Source organism: Consotaella salsifontis (assembly GCF_900167365.1).
Taxonomy (GTDB): domain Bacteria; phylum Pseudomonadota; class Alphaproteobacteria; order Rhizobiales; family Rhizobiaceae; genus Consotaella; species Consotaella salsifontis.
Genome location: NZ_FUXL01000002.1, coordinates 72962 through 95214, shown reverse-complemented (window position 1 = coordinate 95214; position 22253 = coordinate 72962). Strand labels below are relative to the sequence as shown.

At 65.2% G+C, this 22253-nt stretch carries 28 protein-coding genes; 25 read left to right on the top strand and 3 right to left on the bottom strand.

Translation table 11 applies throughout. The annotated features are described in order from the left end of the window. Positions 1-82: 82 nt before the first annotated feature. From B5D38_RS02555 to B5D38_RS02545, 3 genes are read right to left on the bottom strand one after another with little or no spacing between them, the layout of a single operon-like run. Entirely contained in the window at positions 83-652 is a 570-nt protein-coding gene (locus B5D38_RS02555) for a DUF1254 domain-containing protein (protein ID WP_165690765.1), read from the bottom strand. Continuing rightward, positions 645-1244 (bottom strand): DUF1214 domain-containing protein, encoded by a 600-nt coding sequence (locus B5D38_RS02550; RefSeq protein ID WP_078706804.1) that lies wholly within the window; start codon positions 1242-1244, stop codon positions 645-647. Before B5D38_RS02550 ends, B5D38_RS02555 begins: the two co-directional genes overlap by 8 nt. A 12-nt stretch (positions 1245-1256) precedes the next feature. Beyond that, entirely contained in the window at positions 1257-3392 is a 2136-nt protein-coding gene (locus B5D38_RS02545; RefSeq protein WP_245318745.1) for a transglycosylase domain-containing protein, read from the bottom strand. Between the two features lie 161 nt (positions 3393-3553). Between B5D38_RS02545 and B5D38_RS02540 the strand changes: the two genes are divergently transcribed. The 25 genes from B5D38_RS02540 to B5D38_RS02425 all read left to right on the top strand — a co-directional run bounded on the left by B5D38_RS02540 (position 3554) and on the right by B5D38_RS02425 (position 22163). After that, positions 3554-4024 (top strand): YcgN family cysteine cluster protein, encoded by a 471-nt coding sequence (locus B5D38_RS02540; protein ID WP_078706802.1) that lies wholly within the window; start codon positions 3554-3556, stop codon positions 4022-4024. Between the two features lie 226 nt (positions 4025-4250). Further along, a complete protein-coding gene (locus tag B5D38_RS02535) occupies positions 4251-5570 on the top strand; it encodes a TadE/TadG family type IV pilus assembly protein (RefSeq protein ID WP_131829852.1) in 1320 nt (439 codons plus the stop codon). A gap of 2 nt (positions 5571-5572) precedes the next feature. Continuing rightward, positions 5573-5830, top strand: coding sequence for a TadE/TadG family type IV pilus assembly protein (locus tag B5D38_RS02530; protein ID WP_078706800.1), 258 nt, complete (start codon positions 5573-5575; stop codon positions 5828-5830). Continuing rightward, a complete protein-coding gene (locus B5D38_RS22150; protein WP_165690759.1) occupies positions 5730-6101 on the top strand; it encodes a hypothetical protein in 372 nt (123 codons plus the stop codon). The genes B5D38_RS02530 and B5D38_RS22150 overlap by 101 nt, the downstream gene beginning before the upstream one ends. Before the next feature lie 6 nt (positions 6102-6107). After that, positions 6108-6647: a TadE/TadG family type IV pilus assembly protein gene (locus B5D38_RS02525; RefSeq protein ID WP_078706799.1), complete on the top strand. Its 540-nt coding sequence runs from the start codon at positions 6108-6110 to the stop codon at positions 6645-6647. A 283-nt stretch (positions 6648-6930) separates the two neighbouring features. Then, a complete protein-coding gene (locus B5D38_RS02520) occupies positions 6931-7461 on the top strand; it encodes a hypothetical protein (RefSeq protein ID WP_165690764.1) in 531 nt (176 codons plus the stop codon). A gap of 102 nt (positions 7462-7563) precedes the next feature. Beyond that, positions 7564-8784: a DNA-packaging protein gene (locus B5D38_RS02515; protein ID WP_078707080.1), complete on the top strand. Its 1221-nt coding sequence runs from the start codon at positions 7564-7566 to the stop codon at positions 8782-8784. Between the two features lie 40 nt (positions 8785-8824). Beyond that, entirely contained in the window at positions 8825-10051 is a 1227-nt protein-coding gene (locus B5D38_RS02510) for a phage portal protein (RefSeq protein WP_078706797.1), read from the top strand. 71 nt (positions 10052-10122) lie between these two features. Next, a complete protein-coding gene (locus tag B5D38_RS02505; RefSeq protein WP_078706796.1) occupies positions 10123-10473 on the top strand; it encodes a DUF6107 family protein in 351 nt (116 codons plus the stop codon). Further along, entirely contained in the window at positions 10470-10916 is a 447-nt protein-coding gene (locus B5D38_RS02500; protein WP_078706795.1) for an HK97 family phage prohead protease, read from the top strand. Before B5D38_RS02505 ends, B5D38_RS02500 begins: the two co-directional genes overlap by 4 nt. 46 nt (positions 10917-10962) lie before the next feature. Then, positions 10963-12222: a phage major capsid protein gene (locus B5D38_RS02495; protein ID WP_078706794.1), complete on the top strand. Its 1260-nt coding sequence runs from the start codon at positions 10963-10965 to the stop codon at positions 12220-12222. Positions 12223-12295: 73 nt separating this feature from the next. Further along, entirely contained in the window at positions 12296-12856 is a 561-nt protein-coding gene (locus tag B5D38_RS02490; RefSeq protein ID WP_078706793.1) for a head-tail connector protein, read from the top strand. Continuing rightward, on the top strand, positions 12856-13188 hold the full coding sequence (locus B5D38_RS02485) for a phage head closure protein (protein ID WP_078706792.1): 333 nt from the start codon (positions 12856-12858) through the stop codon (positions 13186-13188). The genes B5D38_RS02490 and B5D38_RS02485 overlap by 1 nt, the downstream gene beginning before the upstream one ends. After that, positions 13185-13388, top strand: a complete 204-nt coding sequence (locus tag B5D38_RS02480) for a hypothetical protein (protein ID WP_078706791.1) — start codon at positions 13185-13187, stop codon at positions 13386-13388. Before B5D38_RS02485 ends, B5D38_RS02480 begins: the two co-directional genes overlap by 4 nt. 124 nt (positions 13389-13512) lie before the next feature. Continuing rightward, positions 13513-13923, top strand: coding sequence for a DUF3168 domain-containing protein (locus tag B5D38_RS02475; RefSeq protein ID WP_078706790.1), 411 nt, complete (start codon positions 13513-13515; stop codon positions 13921-13923). A gap of 90 nt (positions 13924-14013) precedes the next feature. Continuing rightward, positions 14014-14427, top strand: a complete 414-nt coding sequence (locus B5D38_RS02470) for a phage major tail protein, TP901-1 family (protein WP_078706789.1) — start codon at positions 14014-14016, stop codon at positions 14425-14427. Next, positions 14424-14768 (top strand): gene transfer agent family protein, encoded by a 345-nt coding sequence (locus B5D38_RS02465; protein WP_078706788.1) that lies wholly within the window; start codon positions 14424-14426, stop codon positions 14766-14768. The genes B5D38_RS02470 and B5D38_RS02465 overlap by 4 nt, the downstream gene beginning before the upstream one ends. Positions 14769-14773: 5 nt before the next feature. After that, a complete protein-coding gene (locus B5D38_RS02460) occupies positions 14774-14995 on the top strand; it encodes a rcc01693 family protein (protein ID WP_078707079.1) in 222 nt (73 codons plus the stop codon). Positions 14996-15034: 39 nt separating this feature from the next. Continuing rightward, complete coding sequence (locus B5D38_RS02455; RefSeq protein WP_078706787.1) at positions 15035-15610, top strand: phage tail tape measure protein; 576 nt, start codon at positions 15035-15037, stop codon at positions 15608-15610. After that, a complete protein-coding gene (locus B5D38_RS02450) occupies positions 15610-16245 on the top strand; it encodes a DUF2460 domain-containing protein (protein ID WP_078706786.1) in 636 nt (211 codons plus the stop codon). The genes B5D38_RS02455 and B5D38_RS02450 overlap by 1 nt, the downstream gene beginning before the upstream one ends. Beyond that, complete coding sequence (locus B5D38_RS02445; protein ID WP_078706785.1) at positions 16242-17135, top strand: DUF2163 domain-containing protein; 894 nt, start codon at positions 16242-16244, stop codon at positions 17133-17135. The genes B5D38_RS02450 and B5D38_RS02445 overlap by 4 nt, the downstream gene beginning before the upstream one ends. After that, complete coding sequence (locus tag B5D38_RS02440) at positions 17132-17572, top strand: NlpC/P60 family protein (protein ID WP_078706784.1); 441 nt, start codon at positions 17132-17134, stop codon at positions 17570-17572. Before B5D38_RS02445 ends, B5D38_RS02440 begins: the two co-directional genes overlap by 4 nt. Before the next feature lie 3 nt (positions 17573-17575). Continuing rightward, positions 17576-21478 (top strand): baseplate multidomain protein megatron, encoded by a 3903-nt coding sequence (locus B5D38_RS02435; RefSeq protein ID WP_078706783.1) that lies wholly within the window; start codon positions 17576-17578, stop codon positions 21476-21478. A gap of 33 nt (positions 21479-21511) precedes the next feature. Continuing rightward, on the top strand, positions 21512-21715 hold the full coding sequence (locus B5D38_RS02430; RefSeq protein WP_078706782.1) for a hypothetical protein: 204 nt from the start codon (positions 21512-21514) through the stop codon (positions 21713-21715). 88 nt (positions 21716-21803) lie between these two features. Beyond that, complete coding sequence (locus B5D38_RS02425; protein ID WP_245318741.1) at positions 21804-22163, top strand: hypothetical protein; 360 nt, start codon at positions 21804-21806, stop codon at positions 22161-22163. The last annotated feature ends 90 nt before the right edge of the window (positions 22164-22253 follow it).

Genomic DNA, 22253 nt, shown 5'->3' with positions numbered 1-22253 from the left:
CACGCTGACGAGCAGATCCTGACTGCTGGCGGGCGGAAATGCCCGCTGGCGCGTCGGCGCACACTCGTCGCCATTCACACATTTAGCCGTTGAGCGGCTCGCAATGCATCGACCGCGAAAAGGCGTTCACGCTTGCCCGTTCGCTCTCATGTTCGATCAGCGCGCGCAGGATGACGTACCCTTCACTGAAATCCGCTTCGACAGGGATCTGCGTCTCGTCCTGATCCGCAGAGTTTACCCTGCTTTCCAGAAGCTGGTCAGGCGTACCGACAATGAGGTCGAAGGCGCCGCCGACCGCGGAACGGTCGCTGATGCTGTAGCGGTTGTTGCCCTGGCGATCATAGACAGATGCCGACCAGAAGTCTGTTTTCTCCGGCGAATAGAGATGCGCCGGGCCGTCCCCCAGGGCAAACCGGCAGCTGGCGATCGCGAAGGCGGGGTCGAGGAAGGCAAAATGCTCCGGTCCTTCCCGCACGCCGGCGACAGTGCCCGTCGCGCCGTCGATCTGAATCACCTTCCACAGGTCGCCCAGGCCGGAAAGACGGCCCCAGGCGTCGCGTTCGGCGACATGGGGGATGGTGAGAATAACGGCAATGTGGACGATGGCGGCACCAACCAGACCAACGAGGATCGCATAAAGCAGCTTAGCCACGGCCCCGGCCTTCCTCGATGCAGGTTTCGCGCACGATGTCGGGAAGCTGCAACCGTCCGAGGCCGGTGGTCGAACTTGCCGGGGTGTCATAAAGCGTCAGCACCAGGGTAAAGCGGCCTTCGCCGCTCACCGAGAGCCAGTTCCCTGCGCGGGCCCTCGGGCTGACGGCGACCTCGAAGCTGTTGTCCTCGTGTCGCATCAGCGTGGACGACACCAGCCATCCCGGCCGACCGGCCCCGGGGGAGACGAGACGGCCACGCGCGTCGTAGGCGGCCAGCGACCAAACGCGCGCCAGGGGCGTAGACCCGGAGAGGCGATAGGCGCAGGAACGGGATAACGGGGCGCCCGCGGCGTCATGTGCCGCATGAAAGGAGATGCCTTCGCCAATGCCCAAGGTGAGATTGCCCGTGCGTGCCAACAACGCCTTGGCATAGGGATCGGCATCGGGCGAACCGGCATCGGGGTCGGCCATCCAGACGCCGACCGTGACACTGCCGCCTCCGGCCTTCGCATCGAGCGCTTGCTCGGCGGACCATCCGCCGAGGCCGAAGGCAATGGCAAGCGCAATCACGAGAAGAAGAACAAACCGCATGGAGGACGCTGCTTACCGGGTCGCCGGAAGATCGGTCGCCGCGCGGGAGGCGAAGACCTTCTCGGGATCGAGCGGAGGCGCCTCCGCAAGAAGGGTAGCGATGGCCGACAGAACCTTCTGCGCATCGCCGGTCAGGGTGGCGGGGCGCTTGGGCAGCGCCGGGCCATCCTTGTCGTTGGCGGCGATGGACGGGTCCGGCTTGGGCAGCGGCGTGTCCAGATAGGGCAGGGGCTTCAACTCGATGCCCTGGTGAGCCGCCTCCATAAAGCGCTGCCATGTCATGGTGGGCAGATTGCCGCCCGCGACCTTGTTGGTCGGCTGGTAGCTGTCGTTGCCGAACCAGACGGCGGCTGCGAAATTGCCGGTGATGCCGCAGAACCAACCGTCGCGATAGCTCTGGGTGGTTCCTGTCTTGCCCGCCGCAAGCGTCATGGAAAGCTGCGCCTTGCGCCCCGTGCCTCGTTCGACCACCGCCCGCATGATCTGGATCATCGAGCGGGACGCGTCCTCCGACAAGACGCGATGCCGGGGCGGCATATCGCGCTTGGCATCCCACATCACCTCGCCATCCGGCCCCATGAGCTGAAGAATCCCGTGTCGATGCGCATCCATTCCGCCGGCAGCCAACGTCGCGTAGCCAGTCGCCTGATCGAGCACCGTCACCTCGGACGTGCCGAGCGCCATCGTCTTGTCGCCCCGCAGCGGAGACTCGATGCCCATCGCCTTGGCGATGGCCGTCACCTTGTCCATGCCCACCTGCTGGCTGAGGCGCACCGCCGGGACGTTGAGCGACTGGGCAAAGGCGCTTTCCAATGTCACTCGCCCATGGAAGGAGCGGCCGTAGTTCTGCGGCGACCAGCGGCCAATGGTGATTGGCGCATCGAGAACCGTGTCCGACGGCTTCATGCCCGCTTCCATCGCCGCCGAGTAGACATAAGCCTTGAAGGACGAGCCCGGCTGGCGCAGCGCCTTGGTGGCGCGATTGAACTGCGACAGGCCATAGTCGCGCCCGCCGACCATCGCCCGGACCCCGCCTTCGTCGTCGAGGACAACCATGGCGCCTTGCCCCACGCGATAGGTCTTGCCGAACTGGCGCAGATGATACTCGACCGACTCCTCGGCGAGCTGCTGCAGGCCCATGTCGATGCTGGTGCGTGCCACAAAGGTGCGCTGCGGCAGGTCGGCCGCGATCCTCTGGACCTCGCCGAATGCCCAATCGAGGAAGAAATCCGGCGAGTTAATGGTGGACCGATCGACCGCCGTCGCCGGATGGCGGCGGGCCGCCACCACCTGCCCTTCAGTCATGAAGCCGGCCTGCACCATGTTGGTCAGCACCTCGTTGGCGCGGGCACGGGCGGCCGGAAGATTGATGTGCGGGGCATATTTCGCCGGCGCCTTGAACAGGCCGGCGAGCATCGCCGCCTCGCTGAGCGAGACGTTGCGCAGGTCCTTGTCGAAATAGAAGCGCGCCGCCGCCGCCGCGCCGAACGTGCCGCCGCCCATATAGGCGCGGTCGAGATAGGTCTGGAGGATCTGCCGCTTGCTGAGATGGGCCTCCAGCCAGAGCGAAATGAACGCTTCCTTGATCTTGCGGTCGATGGTGCGCTCGTTGGAGAGGAACAGGTTCTTGGCAAGCTGCTGGGTCAGCGTCGAGCCGCCCTGGACGACGCCGCCGGCCTGGGCATTCACCGCAATGGCGCGGAAGAGGCCGAAGAAGTCGATGCCGACATGCTCGAAGAAGCGCCGGTCCTCGGTGGCCAGGACCGCCTTGATGAACGGGTCCGGCATCTCCTCGATCGGCACCTCCTGCGAGCGCAGCACACCGCGCCGGCCGATCTCATTGCCGTGACGGTCCAGAAACAGAACCGAATAGTCGGACTGGCGGGGAAGTCCGTGGGCCGTCACCTTCATCGCCGGCTGGGCGAGGGCGAGGAGCAGCACAAAGCCGGCGAGCCCGAGCGTCAGCCCCTCGCAGGTTAGCTCGACGACCAGCTTAGTGAAACCTCGCGCGCGAAACCGGCGCGAGAAAATGGTCAGGCTTTCCCAAAAGGCGGAAAACCCGTGAAACGCACGCCAAAGGCTGCTGTCGATCCAGGCATCGACCTCGATCAGGCGGGAAGGCGCCCTGCGTTTACGTCTCTCGCTCAACGACTTGTGCCCGCTCGAATCATTGACTTGAATCCCTGCACCGCACACTTGACGAAGCAGGTGGTTCCGGCCGACTGGCGCCCTTCCAAGGGCCAACCGTGTGTGCGATCTATGCCAGCATAACAAGAAATGCAGGGTGAAGGGCGATAGACTTTTCCGTGATGCGTGATTTCGGCAACAAGCCCTTTTGGCAGACCAAAACCCTCGAGGAAATGACCGCCGGGGAGTGGGAATCGCTGTGCGACGGCTGCGGCCGCTGCTGCCTCAACAAGCTCGAGGACTGGGACACCGGTGAGATCGCCTGGACGAACGTCCATTGCCGGCTTCTCGACGCCGGCACCTGCCGCTGCTCCGACTACGAGAACCGGCAGGCGAGCGTGCCGGACTGCTTGCCGCTCGATCCGCACTCCGTGCGCACACTGACCTGGCTGCCGCCAACCTGCGGCTACCGCCTCGTCGCCGAGGGCCACGACCTCTACTGGTGGCACCCGCTCGTCTCTGGCGATCCCGACACCGTCCACGCCGCCGGCATCTCCGTGCGCGGCAGGGTGATCAGCGAGGAGGGCATGGAGCCCGAGGACCTGGAAGACCACCTCGCCGACTGGCCGGGCGAGAACCCGGAGGAGGAGTGAGGCATGTCCATCCATCGAAAAACGGACGCGCAGGCGTTTGGCCCTGGTTCAAGGGGAAACAGTAGGATGTAACGCCAAAATCCGTTTCAGCCGTCCAGACCCGGATGGGCCTCGGAGCCAGAACGGCGGCAGAGGTATCCACGCCAAGAACAATACATGCGTGGCGGTTTCAATTTCTAAACTTTCCCAGACGTAAAGTTGCACGAACGTACAAAAGGGCTGCAACGTGCGACACGGGGCAATAGCGCGATTTCTCGGCGCTTCTGAAGGCAACATTCCCATCCTGACCGCAGCGTTGCTGGTCCCGATGATGTTGATCGCGGGAGGAGCTATCGATCTCGTTGCCTACCAGACCAAAAAGATCACGCTTCAGGATGCCTTGGATCGCGGCGTTCTTGCTGCTGCGGCACTTTCACAGACAAAAGACAGCAAAGACACCGTCATCGAATACCTTAAGGCATCGTCCTTAAGCAATGCCGCGGTCTCGGTCGAAGACGATCACTCAACCAACGCCAAGGCAGTCAACGCCACGGCGCGCTTGATCTATAATACGACCTTTTTGAAGATCGCCGGTATAGACAAGATGAATATCGTCGCGCAGGCCTCGGCGGAGGAGCAGCGCAAAAACATCGAAATCTCATTGCTGCTCGATATTTCCGGCTCGATGCTCGATAACGGCGGAATCTACCAATTGAAGCCGGCGGCCAAGGAATTCATCAACACGATCCTAAAGGAGGACGTGCGGGCGATGACCTCGGTCAACCTCGTCCCTTATGCAGGGGAAGTCAATGTTGGCCATGACATGTGGAATTTTCTCGCCGGTGGTAGCTATAAAAGGGCTCACGCATACCCGTCCTCGTGCTTCGAGTTCCTCAACGGTGACTTCAAGATCGGCGTCACCGAGCTTTCGAAGCGGGACCAGGTTCCGCATTTCACCTACTACAACTATAAGAAGTCCGGAAAAGAACCTTGGTGGTGCCCGACCGACGACACTCCCATTACCTATTTGTCCAACGATCCCCAAGTGCTCGGCACAGCGATTGATAATCTCAAGGTTTTTGACGGGACGGGAACAGCCTACGCAATGAAATGGGCGACGATGCTCCTCGATCCGGCCATGAGGCCCACGTTGAACGCAGCTTCTTACAACGGATTGATATCATCGAGCTTTCCTGACCGGCCCGCGGACTATGGCGACCAAGAGACGATGAAGGTCATTGTCTTGATGACGGACGGGCAGATCGGCTTCCAGCAACGCCCCACGAACAACCGCACCTTCCTTTATGAGCCGCAGAACGCCAGCAATTTCAAGGAACTGTTTAGTCAGTCAAAGGCACAGGCCCAACTTGACTCATTGTGCACGGACGCAAAAGGCAAGGGCATCAGGATCTTCACGATTGGCTTCAAGCTGACCAACTCAGTTGCCGCGAAGCTCGCTACCTGTGCAAGCAGTGCCAGTGACGCCTATCGGGCGGACGGCGTCGATATCGCGGATGCCTTCAAGTCGATCGCCACATCCATTCAGAAGCTTAAGCTGACAAAGTGACAATGAGTGTGCGGAGTCGCATCAAGGGGGTCGGGCGCGATCGGGGGGGAGCAGCGGCCCTTGAGTTTGCTCTCGTCGCTCCGATTTTCTTCGCGCTCGTCTTCTCCATTTTCGAGGCCGGCTGGCTGATGACGCAGTCGATGATGCTGGATCAGGCCGTTGAAGGAACCGTGCGGCTTCTTCGTTTGGGGAAGCTGGGAAACCCCTCACAGAAGAGCGTCAAAAAAGGAGATATGCGACGAAGCCCGGATCCTTCTTGACTGCGAAGGCTCGCTCCTCGTCGAACTGATTCCAGTCGACACTCCAAGCGATTTTCCCGACGACAACGCCAAGTGCGTCGATCGAGGAACCAAGATCAGCCCCACCATCAGCTTTGACGCTGGAGCACGTGCGGAAGTCGTATTTCTCCGCGCCTGCATCGTGGTCGACCCATTTACGCCGCTGATCGGATTTGCCGCCACGTTGCCGAAGGACTCGACAGGGGGAACATTCCTCGTCGCGACGTCCGCCTTCATGAACGAACCAGAATAGGCCACCATGTCGAAGGTCCTTCAAACGACCAGGCGATCTTTCGCAAACGACGATGGAGGGGTTTCGGCTATCGAGTTCTCTTTCATCGCGCCGGTCCTGATCCTGCTCTTTCTAGGAAGCGCAACGCTCTTTTTCTCCTTCCAATCGGCGCAGAAATGCGAAAAGGGCATCTTCACCGTGGCCGACATCATCTCACGTCGCAGCGAAGTCAACGATGACTTCCTCAAGAAGATGTATGCCATGTTCGAGCACATGATTCCGCCCACCAAGGAGCCTGTGAAGCTGCGAGTTACGAGCGTCTCAAAGGCTTCGGGAAAATACAAGGTGGACTGGTCGTATGCGGTCGCGCCCTGGCCGAAGCTTGCCACCGCGGCTATCCCACCGGGCGCCTTGCCGGAAATTGCCGATGGAGACTCCGTCGTTCTCATAGAGACCGAGGCCGTGATCTCGCTCCCCTCGGCCATTTTCGGCAGTGGCGAAATCAAGCGGGAAAACCAGACTGCGGTCCGCCCCCGTTTCGTCTCGGCTATCGCGAAAACAGGATAGGAAGAAAGTCCTTGACACCGTCGCGGTGATCGGGTAGGGTTCAGCTACAGTCGAGAAAGTGCGGGCGGCGGGGCGATGGGCTTCGCCGCTTTTTTGTTGGCTGCGGGCGGATTGGAAGCAAGGCGAATAGGTTCTTTAACGTCGCGGCTCAACCGGCTGAATCATTTCCTGCAAAGATCTTGTTAACCATATGGATGAGCGGCGCTTATCGCGGGCGATCAGGCAGACTGCCTGATCGGATCGGCGGTTGCGGTTGCCGTCCCATGTTTCGGAGGCGGGCGGCATGGACGAGGGCACTCCTCAGAAAATGGATGAAGCTCTCCTTGCCGATCGCCTGCTTGCCGTCCTGAGGATCGAAATGCGGCAGCTTGAATCACTTTATGAGGACTTTTGTCCTGATGGCATGAGCGACGACGCTGACGAGCCGCCCGCCGCTTCTGTCGCGGAGGACGCCCCGGCAACCACCGCGAAGGGCGTCAGGCGCGGCTCGGCAAAGACCAAGAGAGCGGCTCCCTCCACCGTGGCCGAAGGACCCGTGAAGGCGGCTTCGGCGCGCACCGTGCGCCGGCCGGCAGGGGGCGACCTAAAGGGGCGCATCGAGGCCATCGGCCAGATGACCCGGACGCTGGAAAAGCTCCTGGAGCTGAAGCAGCTAGAGGCCCTGACGATGCGTGGCGGAGGAGCGGAGGACGACGCCGAGACGGTGCGCCTCCGCGAAGAGATGATGAAGCGGCTGAAGGCGATCGATGCCCGACGCGCCGTGGGGTCGAGCCTCTTTGCCGAAGTGGCTGGCGAACCGGCCGCCGGCATCTGAATGGCGATGGAGGGACAAGAGGACAGGCTGGACGAGGCGGCGGCATGGCGCGCCATCGAGGCCGAGATCGCCGGGCAGGCATCCGGCGTGCTTCGCGGCGCGATGCCCCCATGGCAGCGTCTGGCGCGGCCTTCCCAACTGCCGCCGCCGGGAGACTGGCGGCAATGGCTGCTGATCGGCGGGCGCGGCTCCGGCAAGACGCGGGCGGGCGCGGAATGGGTGCGGGCCATGGCGCTGGGGCTCGCGCCTTTCGCCCGCCGCCCGCACGGACGCATCGCCCTGGTGACGGAAACGCTGGCCGACGCCCGCGAGGTAATGATCGAGGGCGAAAGCGGCCTCAAGGCCATCGAGTTCGGCGCCAAGCCGGTGTTCGAGGCGAGCCGCCGCCGCCTGACCTTTTCCAACGGAGCGGTGGCGCAGACCTTCTCTTCGGAAGACCCGGACGCGCTGCGCGGCTATCAGTTCGACGCCGCCTGGGGAGACGAACTCGGCAAGTGGACCTATGCCGAGGAGACGTTCGACAATTTGCAGCTGGCGCTACGGCTGGGCGAGCGGCCGCGCGCGCTCTTCACCACCACGCCGCGCCCGCTGCCGCTGCTGAAGCGGCTGATGAGCGAGGGCGGGACAGCGGTCACGCATATGCGCAGCCAGGAGAACGCCGCGAACCTTGCGGCCGGCTTCATGGAGGCAATGGCAGCGCGCTACGGCGGCTCGCGGCTGGGGCGTCAGGAACTCGACGGCGTGATGATCGAGGAGCGCGAGGACGCGCTGTTCGAACGCGCGGCGATCGACCGGGCAAGGGTGCGCGCCGCGCCGGAAATGCGCCGTATCGTCGTCGCCGTCGATCCGCCGGCGACCTCCACCCACCGCTCCGACGCCTGCGGCATCGTGGCGGCGGGGCTCGGGGGGGATGGCACGATCTACGTTCTCGCCGATGCCAGCCGGCAGGGCGCGAAACCGCCCGAGTGGGCGCGCGCCGCCGTCAGCCTTTACGAGCGCCTGGAGGCCGACCGCATCGTGGCGGAGGTGAACCAGGGCGGCGACATGGTCGAGGCCGTGATTCGCGCTGTCGCGCCCGACGTGCCGGTCAAGCCGGTGCGGGCAAGCCGGGGAAAATGGCTGAGGGCCGAGCCCGTGGCGGCGCTCTATGAACAGGGCAGGGTGCGCCACGCCGGCAGCTTTGCCGAGCTGGAAGACGAGATGTGTGATTTCGGGCCGGACGGATTGTCGGGAGGGCGCTCTCCCGACCGCCTCGACGCCCTGGTCTGGGCGGTGACGGCGCTGGCGAGCCCGCAACGCGAACCCAGGGTGCGCGGCCTTTAGGGCCGGCGGCCACTTCCTTTTCAAAAGTCAGGAGACTTTCATGGGACTGCGAACACAGCTCGCGGCCGTCCTTGGCGTGGCCACGGGGAGGGGTGCGGCACCGGGGGAGGCCAAGGCCGCCCCCTTGGCGGGAGGTGCGTTCCTGTTTTCCAACGGGGACCACGGCGCGCCCTGGAGCGAGCGTTCCTATTCCGGGCTGTCGCGGACCGGCTTCATGCAGAATCCGATCGTCTACCGCTCGGTTCGCCTGGTTTCGGAAGCCGCGGCGGCGATCCCCTTGCTGCTTTATGACAAGAGCCGGGAGATCGAGGACCATCCCATCCTGGCGCTGCTGCGCCGGCCGAACGGCGCCGACGCGACGGCCCTCTTGGAAACCCTGTGCGGACATCTTCTGCTCTCGGGCAATGCCTATCTGGAGGCGGCGCTTCTGGACGGGCAACCGCGCGCGCTCTACGCGCTTCGACCCGACCGAATGCGGATCGTCGAGGGGGCGGACGGTTGGCCGGAAGCCTACGAGTACCGCGTGGGCGGCGCCGTCAAGCGCATCGCCGTGGAGACGGGACCGGACGAGACGAGCCCTCTGCTCCACATCCGCCTGTTCCACCCCTTGAGCGACGGGGAGGGCTACGCCCCGCTTTCAGCCGCGCAAGGGGCGCTCGATCTTCACAATGCGGCGGCGCGCTGGAACAAGGCGCTGCTCGATAATTCGGCCCGGCCCTCCGGCGCGCTCGTCTATTCACCCGGCGACGGCGGCAACCTTTCCGCCGACGCCTTCGACCGCCTGAAGGCGGAACTGGAATCCGGCTATACGGGCGCGGCGCGCGCCGGGCGGCCCATGCTGCTCGAGGGCGGGCTCGACTGGAAGGCCATGGCGCTCTCGCCCAAGGACATGGACTTCATTGAGGCGAAGAACCAGGCGGCACGCGAGATCGCGCTCGCCTTCGGCGTGCCGCCGATGCTGCTCGGCATTCCGGGCGACAACACCTATGCCAACTACGCCGAGGCCAACCGTGCCTTCTTCCGTCTGACGGTGCTGCCGCTGATGGGCCGCCTGACGGGCGCCATCGGCGGCTGGCTCGCCGCTCATTTCGGCGAGCCAGGCCTGAGGCTTGGATTCGACGCTGATGGCATCGAGGGGCTGGCCGAGGAGCGCGCGGCTCTCTGGAGACGGATCGGCGCCGCGTCCTTCCTGACGGACAACGAAAAACGCGAGGCCGTCGGCTATGGGCCGAGAACGGTGGCGGCCGGGGCCGCCGCGCGCGGCTGACACCAACCAATCGACGAGGACAGCCATGAACGAGGGACGTTTGACGATCCAGCGATCGGGAAGGGTGCGCCATGACTGACCAGGGATCCGCCGCCGCGCTGGCGATCTGGAGCGCCAAGCTGGCCGGAGCCGCCGCGGGGTCGGCCATCTCCGTCGCCTATCTTCTTCCTCAGGGTCGGCGCGAGGCGGCGCTGCGCTTTTCCATCGGCCTGACGACCGGGCTCGTGTTCGGCGCGCCCGGCGGTCTGCTCATCGCCCAGCATCTCGGCATCGAGGAGATGCTGTCCAAGAGCGAGCTCGCCATGATGGGCTCGGCGGCGGCGAGCCTCTGCGCCTGGTGGGCGCTCGGCATTCTCTCGCGCTTCGCCGAGCAGCTGTTCCGCGCACCGATGAGGACCGGGCGCGGGGAGGGCAGGCGATGAAGGGCGCCCTTGATCGCGCCGAGCCGCCGGCACCGATAGGTGTTGTGCGTGGCTATGCCAGCCTCTTCGGGCGAACCGACATGGCCGGCGACCGCATCGAGCGCGGCGCCTTTCTCGCTTCGCTCGCGCGGCGCGGCGCCGCCGGTGTCAGAATGCTCTGGCAGCACGACCCGGCGCAACCCATCGGCCGGTGGACGGCGCTGCGCGAGGACGCGAACGGCCTCTTCGTCGAGGGGCGGCTCGCCATGGCCAGCGGCCGGGCGAGGGAGGTTGCCGCGCTGATCGCCGCCAAGGCCGTCGACGGTCTCTCCATCGGCTTCCGCACCCGCCGCGCGCGCCGCTCCACCGGCGAAACCAAGAGGGTGCTCACTGAGATCGACCTTTGGGAGATCTCCGTCGTCACCTTCCCCATGCAGGCCGAGGCGAGGCTCTCAGGCTTCTGATCCTCAGCCGCTCCCCCCAGTCACTGATCACACCCAAGGAGGCATCATGCCCGAGATCAACCTCGCCGCGCCCGAAACCAAGGCTCCCCAGACCGCGCAGTCGGTGGAGGCCGATGCGGCGTTAGATCGCTTCGCCGGGATGCTGGAGAGCTTCCGCGAGGCGAACGACCAGCGTCTTTCCGAGATCGAGCGCCGCATGAGCGCCGACCCGCTGACCGAGGAAAAGGTCGAGCGGATCGGCCGCGCCCTCGACGAGCAGGAGCGCCGCATCGAGCGCCTCGTGCTGAAGGGCATGCGCCCGCCGCTGGAAACCGGCAGAGGCCGCGCCGCCGAACCGAGCGAACATCGCTCTGCCTTCGATGCCTATGTCCGCGCCGGAGACGAGCAGCGCCTGCGCCGCATCGAGGAAAAGGCGATGAGCGGGCTCGTCGGTGCCGATGGCGGCTTCCTTGTTCCCGCCGAGACGGAAAGCGAGATCGGCCGGCGGCTCTCGGCCATTTCGCCCATTCGCTCCATCGCCGCCGTGCGAACCGTCTCAGCGGCCGTGCTCAAGAAGCCCTTCGCTATCACCGGCGCCCAGACCGGCTGGGTGGGACAGGCGGATGCGCGGCCGCAGACCTCCGCGCCCCAGCTCGCCGAGCTCTCGTTTCCAACCATGGAGCTCTATGCCATGCCGGCGGCGACGAACGCGCTTCTCGACGATGCCGCCGTCGATATCGACGCCTGGCTCGGCGACGAAGTCGAACAGGCGTTCGCGGCACAGGAAGGGGCGGCCTTCATCAACGGTGACGGCGTCAACAAGCCGAAGGGCTTCATGACCTATCCGACGGTGGACGAGAGCGCCTGGAGCTGGGGCTCGGTCGGCACCGTGGCGAGCGGCGCGGACAGCAGCTTTCGCGCCGGCGGCGCGGCCGACGCCCTGATCGATCTCGTCTATGCGCTGAAGGCGGGCTATCGACAGAACGCGAGCTTTGTCATGAACCGCCGCACGCAAGGGGCGGTTCGCAAGCTCAAGGACGGCGACGGCAACTATCTCTGGCAGGCGCCCGTCAGCGCCGGCGGGCGGGCGAGCCTGATGGGCTTTCCCGTGGTCGAGGCGGAGGACATGCCGGACATCACCGCCGGCTCGAAGGCTATCGCCTTTGGCGACTTCTCGCGCTTCTACCTCGTCGTGGATCGCCAGGGCGTACGGGTGCTGCGCGATCCCTATTCGGCCAAACCCTACGTGCTCTTCTACACGACCAAGCGGGTCGGCGGCGGCGTCCAGGACTTCGATGCGGCGAAGTTCCTCGACTTCTCGGCCTGACGGGACCGCGAGATGACAATTCGGGCCGGGCGGCAACGTCCGGCCCTTTTCATATCCATGGAAGGGCCATCCGATGACGATCATCGATCTTTCCCCAGGTCTCGATGGGCCATTGACGCTCGCCGAGATCAAGAGCTGGTGCCGTATCGATCGCGACGACGAGGACGAGCTGCTTTCGTGTCTTGCCAGAGCCGCGCGCGAGACGGTGGAGGCGATGACCGGCTCTGTCCTGGCGAGGCGCACCTTTCGTCTCTGTCTCGACGCCCTGCCAACCGATGGCTGGATCGAGGTCAAGCGTCGGCCGCTCGCCGCCGTGACCGCGGTCACGGCCTATGACGCAAAAGGGCGCGCGATCGCCTTCGAACCCGCGGACGCCGTGATCGAGCGGGAACTGGGCATTGAGGCGATCCGGCTCTCGCCGGCGGTGCGCGCGGCGGCGGTCAATGGAGCCGAGGTGGAGTTCGAGGCCGGGTATGAGGAAGGCGTGGCGCCCGACGGATTGCGCCTCGCGCTGCTTAAGATCGTGGCCGCATCCTATGAGGTCCGAGGCGCGGTGGCGGCGGAGATGCAACCGGCGCTGATCCCGCCCTCGGCGCGAGCCTTGATCGACGCCGCACGGCCGGCGCGCCTCTGATGGCCCCGCTCTTTCTCGATCCGGGCCTGCTGCGCAAACGCGCATTGCTCCAGCGCAAGCTCATCGGCAGCGACGGCATGGGCGGCGCCGAGGAAAGTTGGAGCGAGGTTGCGGAGCTCTCCGTCCATGTCGAGCCGGTAACGATGGCGCCCGGCGAGCGCTTGGACCAGCACGAGGCGATCCTGACGCATCGCGTCATCTGCCGGGCGCGTGGCGATATCGAACGCGGCATGGCGTTCGCCGTCGGATCGCGGCGGCTGACGATCCTCTCCGTTCACGACCCAGACGAAAGCGGACGCTATCTCGTTTGCCGCTGCACGGAGGAAACATGAACATCGTCGTGCGGGCGGACTTCAGCCTCCAGAATCTGCGCCGCGCCCCCCGCGAGATCGCCGAGCGTTTTGTCGCGAATCGGTCGTTGCGAGCCGAGTCTGAAATCGACGGCGTGCTCTCGAGATTGCCGCGAACTTCCGGCTGGTGGAGCCGGCCTTCGCGCGGCTCGAGCTTCAAGCTGAACGATAACGATGCCTGACAAAGAGAATTGATCAGTGCGACCGGCCCAAATGCTTAATTCGGCGGTGACACGATCGTCGGATCGCACTACCTTACTTCGGTACACACAGCGTGACTGACCTCACGGTGAAAGGACGGCACCCATGGCCCATCCCAGCGCTGAACTGCAGACGAGCATTTTCCAGGCCCTGACCACGGACCCGGCAGTGATCTCGCTTCTGGGCGGACCCAAGGTTTTCGACCGCACTCCGGAGCGCGCGAACTTTCCCTATCTGACGCTCGGGCGAACGGCGGTCGTGGATTGGTCCACCGGAACCGAGGACGGTTCCGAGCATATCCTGACCCTTCATGTTTGGGCGAAAGGCGGTGGGAAGAAGGAAACCTATGAGATCATGGACAAGGTTTCCGAAAAGCTTCACGACGCGCATCTTCCGCTGGAGGGGCATAATCTCGTGAACCTTCAGCTCCAATACGCCGAGGCGCGGCAGGAACCTGATTCGCCAGCCTATCATGGCATCTTGCGCTTTCGGGCGGTGACTGAACCCATAGCCTGACGCGGGCGGCAACGCCCCCAACATGCAAATCGCCAAAGGCGGTCCTCCCCGGGCCGCCTTTTTCTTTGTCCGTCTCACAAGGAAATCCCGATGGCTGCCCAAAGAGGCAAAGACCTTCTGCTGAAGCTCGACCCCGACGGTGGGTCGAACTTCATCACGGTCGCCGGACTCAGGACCCGCCGCATCGCCTTCAACGCCGAGCCCGTCGACGTCACCGACGCTGAAAGCGCCGGGCGCTGGCGCGAGTTGCTTGGCGGAGCGGGTGTTCAGCGGGCCTCGCTCTCCGGCAGCGGCATCTTCAAGGATGCGGCGTCCGACGCGGCGATGCGCCAGTTGTTTTTCGAGGGGCGGCTCGGCACCTTCCAGGCTGTGATCCCCGATTTCGGCTCGATCACCGGGCCGTTTCAGGTGACGGCGCTGGAATTCGCCGGCGAGCATAACGGCGAAGTGACGTTCGAAATGACGCTGGAATCGGCCGGCGCGCTGGAGTTTGTGGCGCAATGAAGCCGGCGGTGAACCGGCGCCGGGGCGAGGTCGGCGCCATGATCGACGGCAAGGCCATGACGCTCTGCCTGACGCTGGGAGCGCTCGCGGAACTGGAGGACGCCTTTGCCAGCGAAGACCTCTCGAGGCTGGCGGCGCGCTTTTCCGCAGGCCGGCTCTCGGCGCACGACCTCGTGCGTATCCTCGGCGCGGGACTGCGCGGAGCAGGCGAACCGGTGAGCGATGCCGAGGTCGCGGCCATGAGGATCGAGGACGGTGCGGCTGGCGCCGCGAAAATCGCTGCGGAGCTTCTGTCCGCGGCGTTCGGAGAAGCCGTGCCCGAGCCAACGTCCCGCCCTTGAAAGCCGTGCCGGCGGTCGATGCGCCCGGCGCCGGCACGGCCTTTCCCTGGGACGAGGCGCTCGGCGCCGGATTGGGCCTGCTGCATCTCGCGCCAGCCGAGTTCTGGGCGATGACGCCGCAAGAGCTTGCTGCCGCGCTCGGCTTCCTTCTGCCGAAGCCGGGACAAACCCTTAGCCGACCGGCACTGGACGCGTTGATGGCACGCTTTCCCGATGGCCACCGCTGACCGGCTCGCAAATCTCCCCACCACAACGAAGGTCAGACGATGGAAACGGACGACACGATGACGGTGTCGATCAAGGCGGATACGTCCGCCTTCGACAAGGCGATCGGAGATCTGACGAACCGGGCAAACAGCTTCGGTTCGGTCATGGGAAGCGCTTTCAAGGGGGCCGTGAGCGGCGGCAAATCGTTCGACACCGTGCTGCAGCAGCTTTCGCTGCGCCTTTCCTCGCTCGCTCTCAACGCCGCGCTGAAACCGCTTGACAACCTGTTCGGCAACCTCGTTCAGGGAATACTCGGCAACGTCGGCCTATCGCCGGGAGGCGGGGCCGGCGCCACCGTGCTCCCCTTCGCCCAGGGCGGCGTCGTCGCATCCCCCAGCTACTTCCCGGCAGGCAACCGAATCGGCCTCATGGGTGAGGCGGGGGCGGAGGCGATATTGCCATTGAAGCGTGGCGCGGACGGCTCGCTCGGCGTTGCCGCCGCATCCGGCGGGCAGGCCGCACCCTCGATCATCTTCAACGTGACGGCAACCGACGCGGCGAGCTTCAAGAGGTCGGAGGCCCAGATCCAAACGATGCTGGCGCGTGCCGTCTCGCGCGGACGGCGGGGGCTTTGATGGCGATCGCATCGTTCAGCGAGGAGCGCTTTCCGCTGCGCCTCGCGCTTGGAACCAGCGGCGGACCGGAGCGACGCACCGACATTGTGCGTCTCTCCACCGGCTATGAGAACCGCAACCAGCGCCATCGCCATTCCTCGCGCCACTATGACGCCGGCTCGGGCGTGAAGAGCCTCGCGGACCTTGCCGCCGTTCTCGAATTCTTCGAGGCACGGCGGGGCAAGCTGACGGGATTCCGCTTTCGCGATCCGTTCGACCACGGTTCCACGCGCTTCGGCAAGGCGGTGACGCCTTTCGATCAGACGATCGCGACGGGAGACGGGAGCACATCTGCTTTTGCTCTATCGAAGGCCTATGGCCATGGCGAGGGCGCCTATCGCCGGCCGATCGAGAAGCCCGTCGCGGGCAGCATTCGCGTTGCCGTGGATGGCATCGAGCAAACGCAAGGCTTTGCAGTTGACGCGAAGACGGGCCTTCTCGCCTTCGATACCGCGCCGGCGGCCGGCGCGGTCATTTCCGCCGGGTTCGAGTTCGACGTGCCGGTGCGCTTCGATCTCGACCAGCTCGTCATCAACCTCGCCGCCTTCGAGGCCGGCGAAATTCCCTCGATCCCGCTGGTGGAGATTCGCCCTTGAGGAACGTTCCCGACGGCTTGAAAGCCCATTGCGCGGGCGTCGCGACGACGCTTGCCACCTGCTGGCGGCTCACCCGAAAGGATGGCGCCGTCCTCGGCTTCACCGATCACGACGAACCGCTTTCATTCGGCGGAACCCGGTTCGAGGCAGCAACCGGGCTTTCTGCCGGTGACGTGGAAAGTGAGGTCGGCTTCTCGGCCGGTACGCAGGAGGTGAAGGGGGCGCTGTCCTCGCTTTCGATCGACGAGGCTGATATCCGCGCCGGCCGCTACGACAGTGCCCGCATCGAGACCTATGTCGTCAATTGGCAGAAGCCGGAGGATCGCGTCCTCAAGGCCGTTTCCATCCTCGGCGAGGTCAAGCGCGGCGGACATGCCTTCGCCGCCGAGCTCCGCGACATTACATCGAGCCTCGATCAGCCGAAGGGGCGCATCTATCGCCGCCGCTGTGATGCCGCTTTCGGCGACGACCGCTGCAGGATGGATCTCTCCGCGCCAAACCTTTTTGCAGTCGGCGTCGTGGCCGAGACAAAGGGGTCTTGGTTCAGGCTGAAGGGACTTCCGCCGCTCGACCCCGCGAACTTCAATCACGGACGTCTTTCCTTGACGGGAGGTGCGGCCAGCGGATTGAGCGCCGACATTCGCAGCTTTCGCGCGGGCACCAGGACAGGCGAAGCAGAGATCACCGTGATCGAGGCGCTGGACGCAGATGTCGCGGCGGGCGACGCGGTGAGGCTCTTCGCCGGATGCGACCGTAGCTTCTCCACCTGCCGCGACCGCTTTGCCAACAGCCTCAATTTTCGCGGCTTTCCCCATATTCCCGGAACCGACGCGGCGCTCGGGATCGCCAAGAAGGACGGCGTCCATGATGGCTCGCCGGTGGTGCCATGAGCGATCCGATACGCGTTCGCGCGCTCGCGGCGGCGTGCTTCTTCCTCGGCACGCCCTACCGCCACCAGGGCAGCAGAAAGGGCGTCGGCTGCGACTGCGTCGGTCTCGTTCGCGGCGTCTGGCGCGAACTTTACGGCGAGGAGCCGGAGCGGCCGGGTCCTTACTCGCCCGATTGGGCGGAAACCGGAACGGCAGACCGTCTGATCGAGGCGGCACGCCGATATCTGGTGGAGCGCCCCTTGGAAACGGCGGAACCGGGCGACGTGGCCATCTTCCGGTGGAAGCGCTACGCGCTGGCCAAGCATTGCGGCATTCTCGACGAGGGTGGACGGCTGATCCATGCCTATGAGGGCGCGGCCGTCGTGTCGTCTCCGCTGTCTCCCGGTTGGGCGAAGTGTATCGCCGCGGTCTTCTCCTTTCCCGACAATGAGGTCTGAGCGATGGCGACTATCCTCCTTCAGGCAGCCGGCGGCATCGTCGGTGGGCTGATCGGCGGCCCGTTCGGCGCGATGGCGGGAAGGGCGCTCGGTGCCCTCGGCGGATATGCCGTCGACTCGATGCTGTTTTCGAAAACCGGCCGCGCCGAGGCGGGGCGGTTGACCGCCAGCCGCATCATGGAGGCAGACGAGGGGGCTGGCATCCCGAGGCTCTTCGGCACGGCGAGGATCGCGGGGCAGGTGATCTGGACGACGCGCTTCGAGGAGACGAGCACCAGCGAGCGACAGGGCGGCAAGGGCGGCAGCGGTGGCGGAACGGTCGTCACTTCCTACAGCTACTTCGGCAACGTCGCGATCGGGCTCAGCGAAGGGCCGATCGCGGGAATCCGGCGCGTATGGGCTGACGGAGAGGAACTCGATCTTTCCGGTGTGACCTGGCGGCTGTATCGCGGCGACGAAGAGCAGATGCCCGACCCGCTGATCGAATCGCGACAGGGGCGGGGCAACACGCCCGCCTATCGCGGCCTCGCCTATCTCGTCTTCGAACGACTGCCGCTGGAAAGCTGGGGCAACCGCATCCCGCAGATTTCAGTGGAAGTGATCCGCTCTGTGGGGCAGCTCGAAGGGAACCTGAGGGCTGTGGCGTTGCTGCCGGGAGCGACCGAGCATGGGCTCGATCCGCAACCCGTGCGCGAGACGCTTTCCGCCGGCGAGGACCGGGTCGTCAACCGGGCGATTCTCTACGGCGAGACCGACATCGAAGCCTCGCTGGACGAGCTTCAGGCGCTGGCGCCGGAACTGTCCCGCGTTGCTCTGGTGGTCTCGTGGTTCGGAACAGATCTCCGCGCCGGCGAGTGCCGCATCATGCCGGGCGTCGAGGTTCGCCAGCGCGACGAAACCGAGAAATGGTGCGCTGGTGGCGTCTCTCGGGCCGGCGCCTACCTCGTTTCCAGGGCCGGTGGTGGCGCGGCCTTTGGCGGAACGCCGTCCGATGCGGGCGTGATGCGGGCCATCCGGGAGATCAAGGCGCGCGGCCTGAAGGTCACACACTATCCGTTCCTGCTCATGGATATTCGCGCCGGCAACGGTTTGCCTGATCCTTATGGGGACGGTGAGCAGGCCGCCTATCCCTGGCGCGGGCGCATCACGCTCGACATTGAGGTCGGACGCCCGGGCTCGCCCGACGGAACGGCCGCCGCCGACGCGGCGATCACGGCTTTCGTTGGGACCGCCAAGCCCTCCGACTTTTTGATCTCCGGTGCTTCCGTGACCTATCGTGGCCCGGCGGAGTGGTCCTACCGCCGCATGGTGCTGCACCAGGCCCATCTCGCAAAAGCGGCTGGCGGCGTCGCGGCTTTCGTCATCGGCTCTGAGCTTCGTGGCCTGACGCGGGTGCGCGGCGCGGCGGGCACTTTCCCCTTTGTCGATGCCCTCGTCCGGCTGGCCGCTGACGTGAAGTCCATCTTGCCGGGTACGATCGTCACCTATGCTGCCGACTGGAGCGAGTATTCCGGATATCGGCCGCAGGACGGTTCGGGGGACCTCTTCTACAATCTCGACAGCCTTTGGGCATCGCCCGCCATCGATGTGGTCGGCATCGACAACTATCTGCCGGCGGCCGACTGGCGCGCCACCGACTGGGCTGATGGCGGTCCGGACGCGATCGCTTCGCCCTATGACCGAGACGGCATCAAATGGCATATCAGAGGGGGCGAGGACTACGACTGGTACTATGCCAGCGAAGCGGATCGGAATGGGCGCATCCGCACGCCGATCACCGACGGGGCGGCCGGAAAGCCATGGGTATGGCGGGCCAAGGACATCTGGAGTTGGTGGGCCAACGCCCATATCGAACGGCAGGGCGGCCATGAGGTCGGAGGTCGCAGCCCATGGGTGCCGATGGGCAAACCCGTCTGGTTCACCGAGCTTGGCTGCCCCGCCGTAGACAAGGGGGCCAATCAGCCGAACGTGTTCGTGGACCCCAAATCGGCCGAAAGTGGCCTTCCGCATTTCTCTTCCGGCGCCAGCGATCCGGCGATCCAGCGGCGCTTTCTCGAAGCCCAGCTGTCCTTCTGGAACCCCGAGGCGGAGGGCTTCATCGAGGCAAATAATCCGGTGTCGCCGATCTATGGAGGGCGGATGGTCGAGCCGGACGGCATCCATGTCTGGGCATGGGACGCGAGACCCTATCCCGCGTTTCCAGAGCGCATGGATTTGTGGAGCGATGGCGCCAACTGGCTGCGCGGCCACTGGCTGACCGGCCGCCTTGGTCGCGCTCCCCTCGACGGCCTCATCGCCGGTCTCCTGACGGCACACGGCTTCTCTGATTTCGATGTTTCAGCCGTCGACGGGGAGGTTGGCGGCTATGTGATCGACGGGCCGGTTTCGGCGCGCTCGGCGCTCGAGGAACTGCTTTCGCTGACGGGTGTCGTGGCCTGTCCGACCGGGCAAGGCCTTATCTTTCGGTCACTGAGGCGCTGGCAACCGGAGGTCGTCCTGTCGACGTTCGTCGACGAGAAGGATGGGCCGCTGGTCGAGTATCGGCGTGCGCAGGCGGATGAGATGCCGCAGGAATTGATCGTCGGATATTCCGACCCCTCGCGCGCCTACCAGACGGCCGCGGCGGAGGCGGGGCTCGCCTGTGGCGATGGACTGCGTCAGGAAACAGTGCAGTTGCCTGTCACGTTGGCCGAGCATGAAGCGCGGGCATTTGCCGCTGCCGGCCTCGCCAGCCGCCTTGGCGCTCGCGAAACCGCGTTGCTCGCCGTGTCGCCAGCCGAACTGGCAATCGAAAGCGGCGACGCCGCCATTCTCGATGGCCGGACGGGGGACTGGCTGGTGACGCGCATTGAGGCCGGGGCCTCACGCCGGATCGAGCTCCGTCTGCTTCCCGACCGTGTGGGGGAGGAGCCGGATTTCGCTGGCGTTTCGACCGCACCTGTGGCGCGAGCACCGGTCGTCGCGTCACGGCCACTGGTGCATTTTCTCGATCTTCCGCTCGGAAGCAACGGCGAGGCCGGGAGTGCACCGCGCCTTGCCGTCTATGCCAAACCCTTCGTGCCGTACCTCGTTGAAAGTTCCGCGACGGGCGAAGGATACGCCGCCCGTTTCGTCGCGAGCCGGCCGGCGACCATCGGCATCCTTGCCCAGACACTGGGTGCAGGACCTGAAGGCCTGATCGACCATGGCAACCAGATTGTGGTCGACCTGAAACGCGGAGCGCTGTTCAGCGTCACGCGTGCCGCTCTGCTGGCGGGGAGCAACCTCGCCGCAATCCTCTGTGGCAACGGAGACTGGGAGGTGCTCCAGTTCGAAGCCGCAGAGGAGGTTGCGCCCATGCGCTTTCTCCTCAGGGGGCTGCTGCGGGCCCAGGGGGGCACCGAGGACGCGATGGCGGCCGGTGCGGCGGCGGGAAACCCATTCGTGCTTCTCGACGAGGCGACCAGTTCATTGCAGCTGAGGCCCGGTGAGATTGGCGGTGAAAACCACTGGCGCATCTCTCCGACCGGCCGCCCTCTCGATCCCGCAACGCGCGTCGAGGCGGTTGCCGCGCTCGGCTTGCGAGCGATGCGCCCCCTCTCGCCCGTCCATCTTCGCGCGACATTCGAGACGGATGGCGGTCTGGCGCTCGCTTGGGTGAGGCGGACGCGCACCGATGGCGACCGATGGGACGGGATCGAGGTGCCTCTCGGAGAGACGGGGGAGCTCTATCGCATCACCCTTGCGGGCGAAGATGGCCGGAGCCTTGTTCTGGAGAGCACGACGCCGATGGTTACAGTCGGCGCGGCAAGCCAGTTGGAGGCTTTCGGTCGCCTGCCTCCCCGCCTCAGCGCGAGCGTATGCCAGGTGAGCATGGAATTCGGCGCCGGGACCGCGCGCGAGGCGTGGTTTGAGCGGGCGGCTTGAAGCAATCATCATCGAGACGAAAGGAGAAGACGCGTGGACAGCAAGAAGTGGTACGAGTCCAAGACGATATGGGGATCGATCGTGGCGCTCAGGGCAAGCGCGGTCGGCCTGTTCGGGCTTCACATCGATCCCGCAGCAGGCGATGCCCTGGCCCTGGCGCTCGCCAACGGCGCGGCGGCAGTCGGCGCGATCGTGGCCATCCTCGGTCGCATTGGCGCCACTCGCCAGATCAATTAGCCTTCCGTTGATGCTGGCCGCTCTCGCCGTTCATTCGACATTCAGTGAGAGCGGCCTAAAAAGTTCGGGACTTTGAATCGGAAGTACCATGACGAACTTTCTTCAATTGGCGGCGATCGGGATCGCGAGCGTGCTGCTTCTTGCGGACGCCGGGCTCGTCGAGGCCGCGCCGCGCCACGGCACACCGATCGCGGCATCGGCGCTGACGGTCCTTTCCTCGACGTCGATCGCCGAGTATTCACCGCGCGATGCGGGGAAACCGATTCGGGTAGCGGAGGGCGGCAATTGCTCCCGCGCGGCTGCTCAGGCTCAGGCACAGACGGGAGGAGAAGTTCTTTCCGTGGCGAGCCGCCAGCAGGGCGGCCGAACAGTTTGCGTCATCACGCTTCTGGTGCCGAGTTCCGATGGCGGGCGCCCACGCAAGACCACGATAACCATTCCGCAATAGGAGTGGCGCGGCCGCGGTGCTTCACTGAGCGGGCAGCGCGAAGCCGCTGAGGCGGCGCTCGACGCAATCGCTCCCGAGGAGGAACAACAG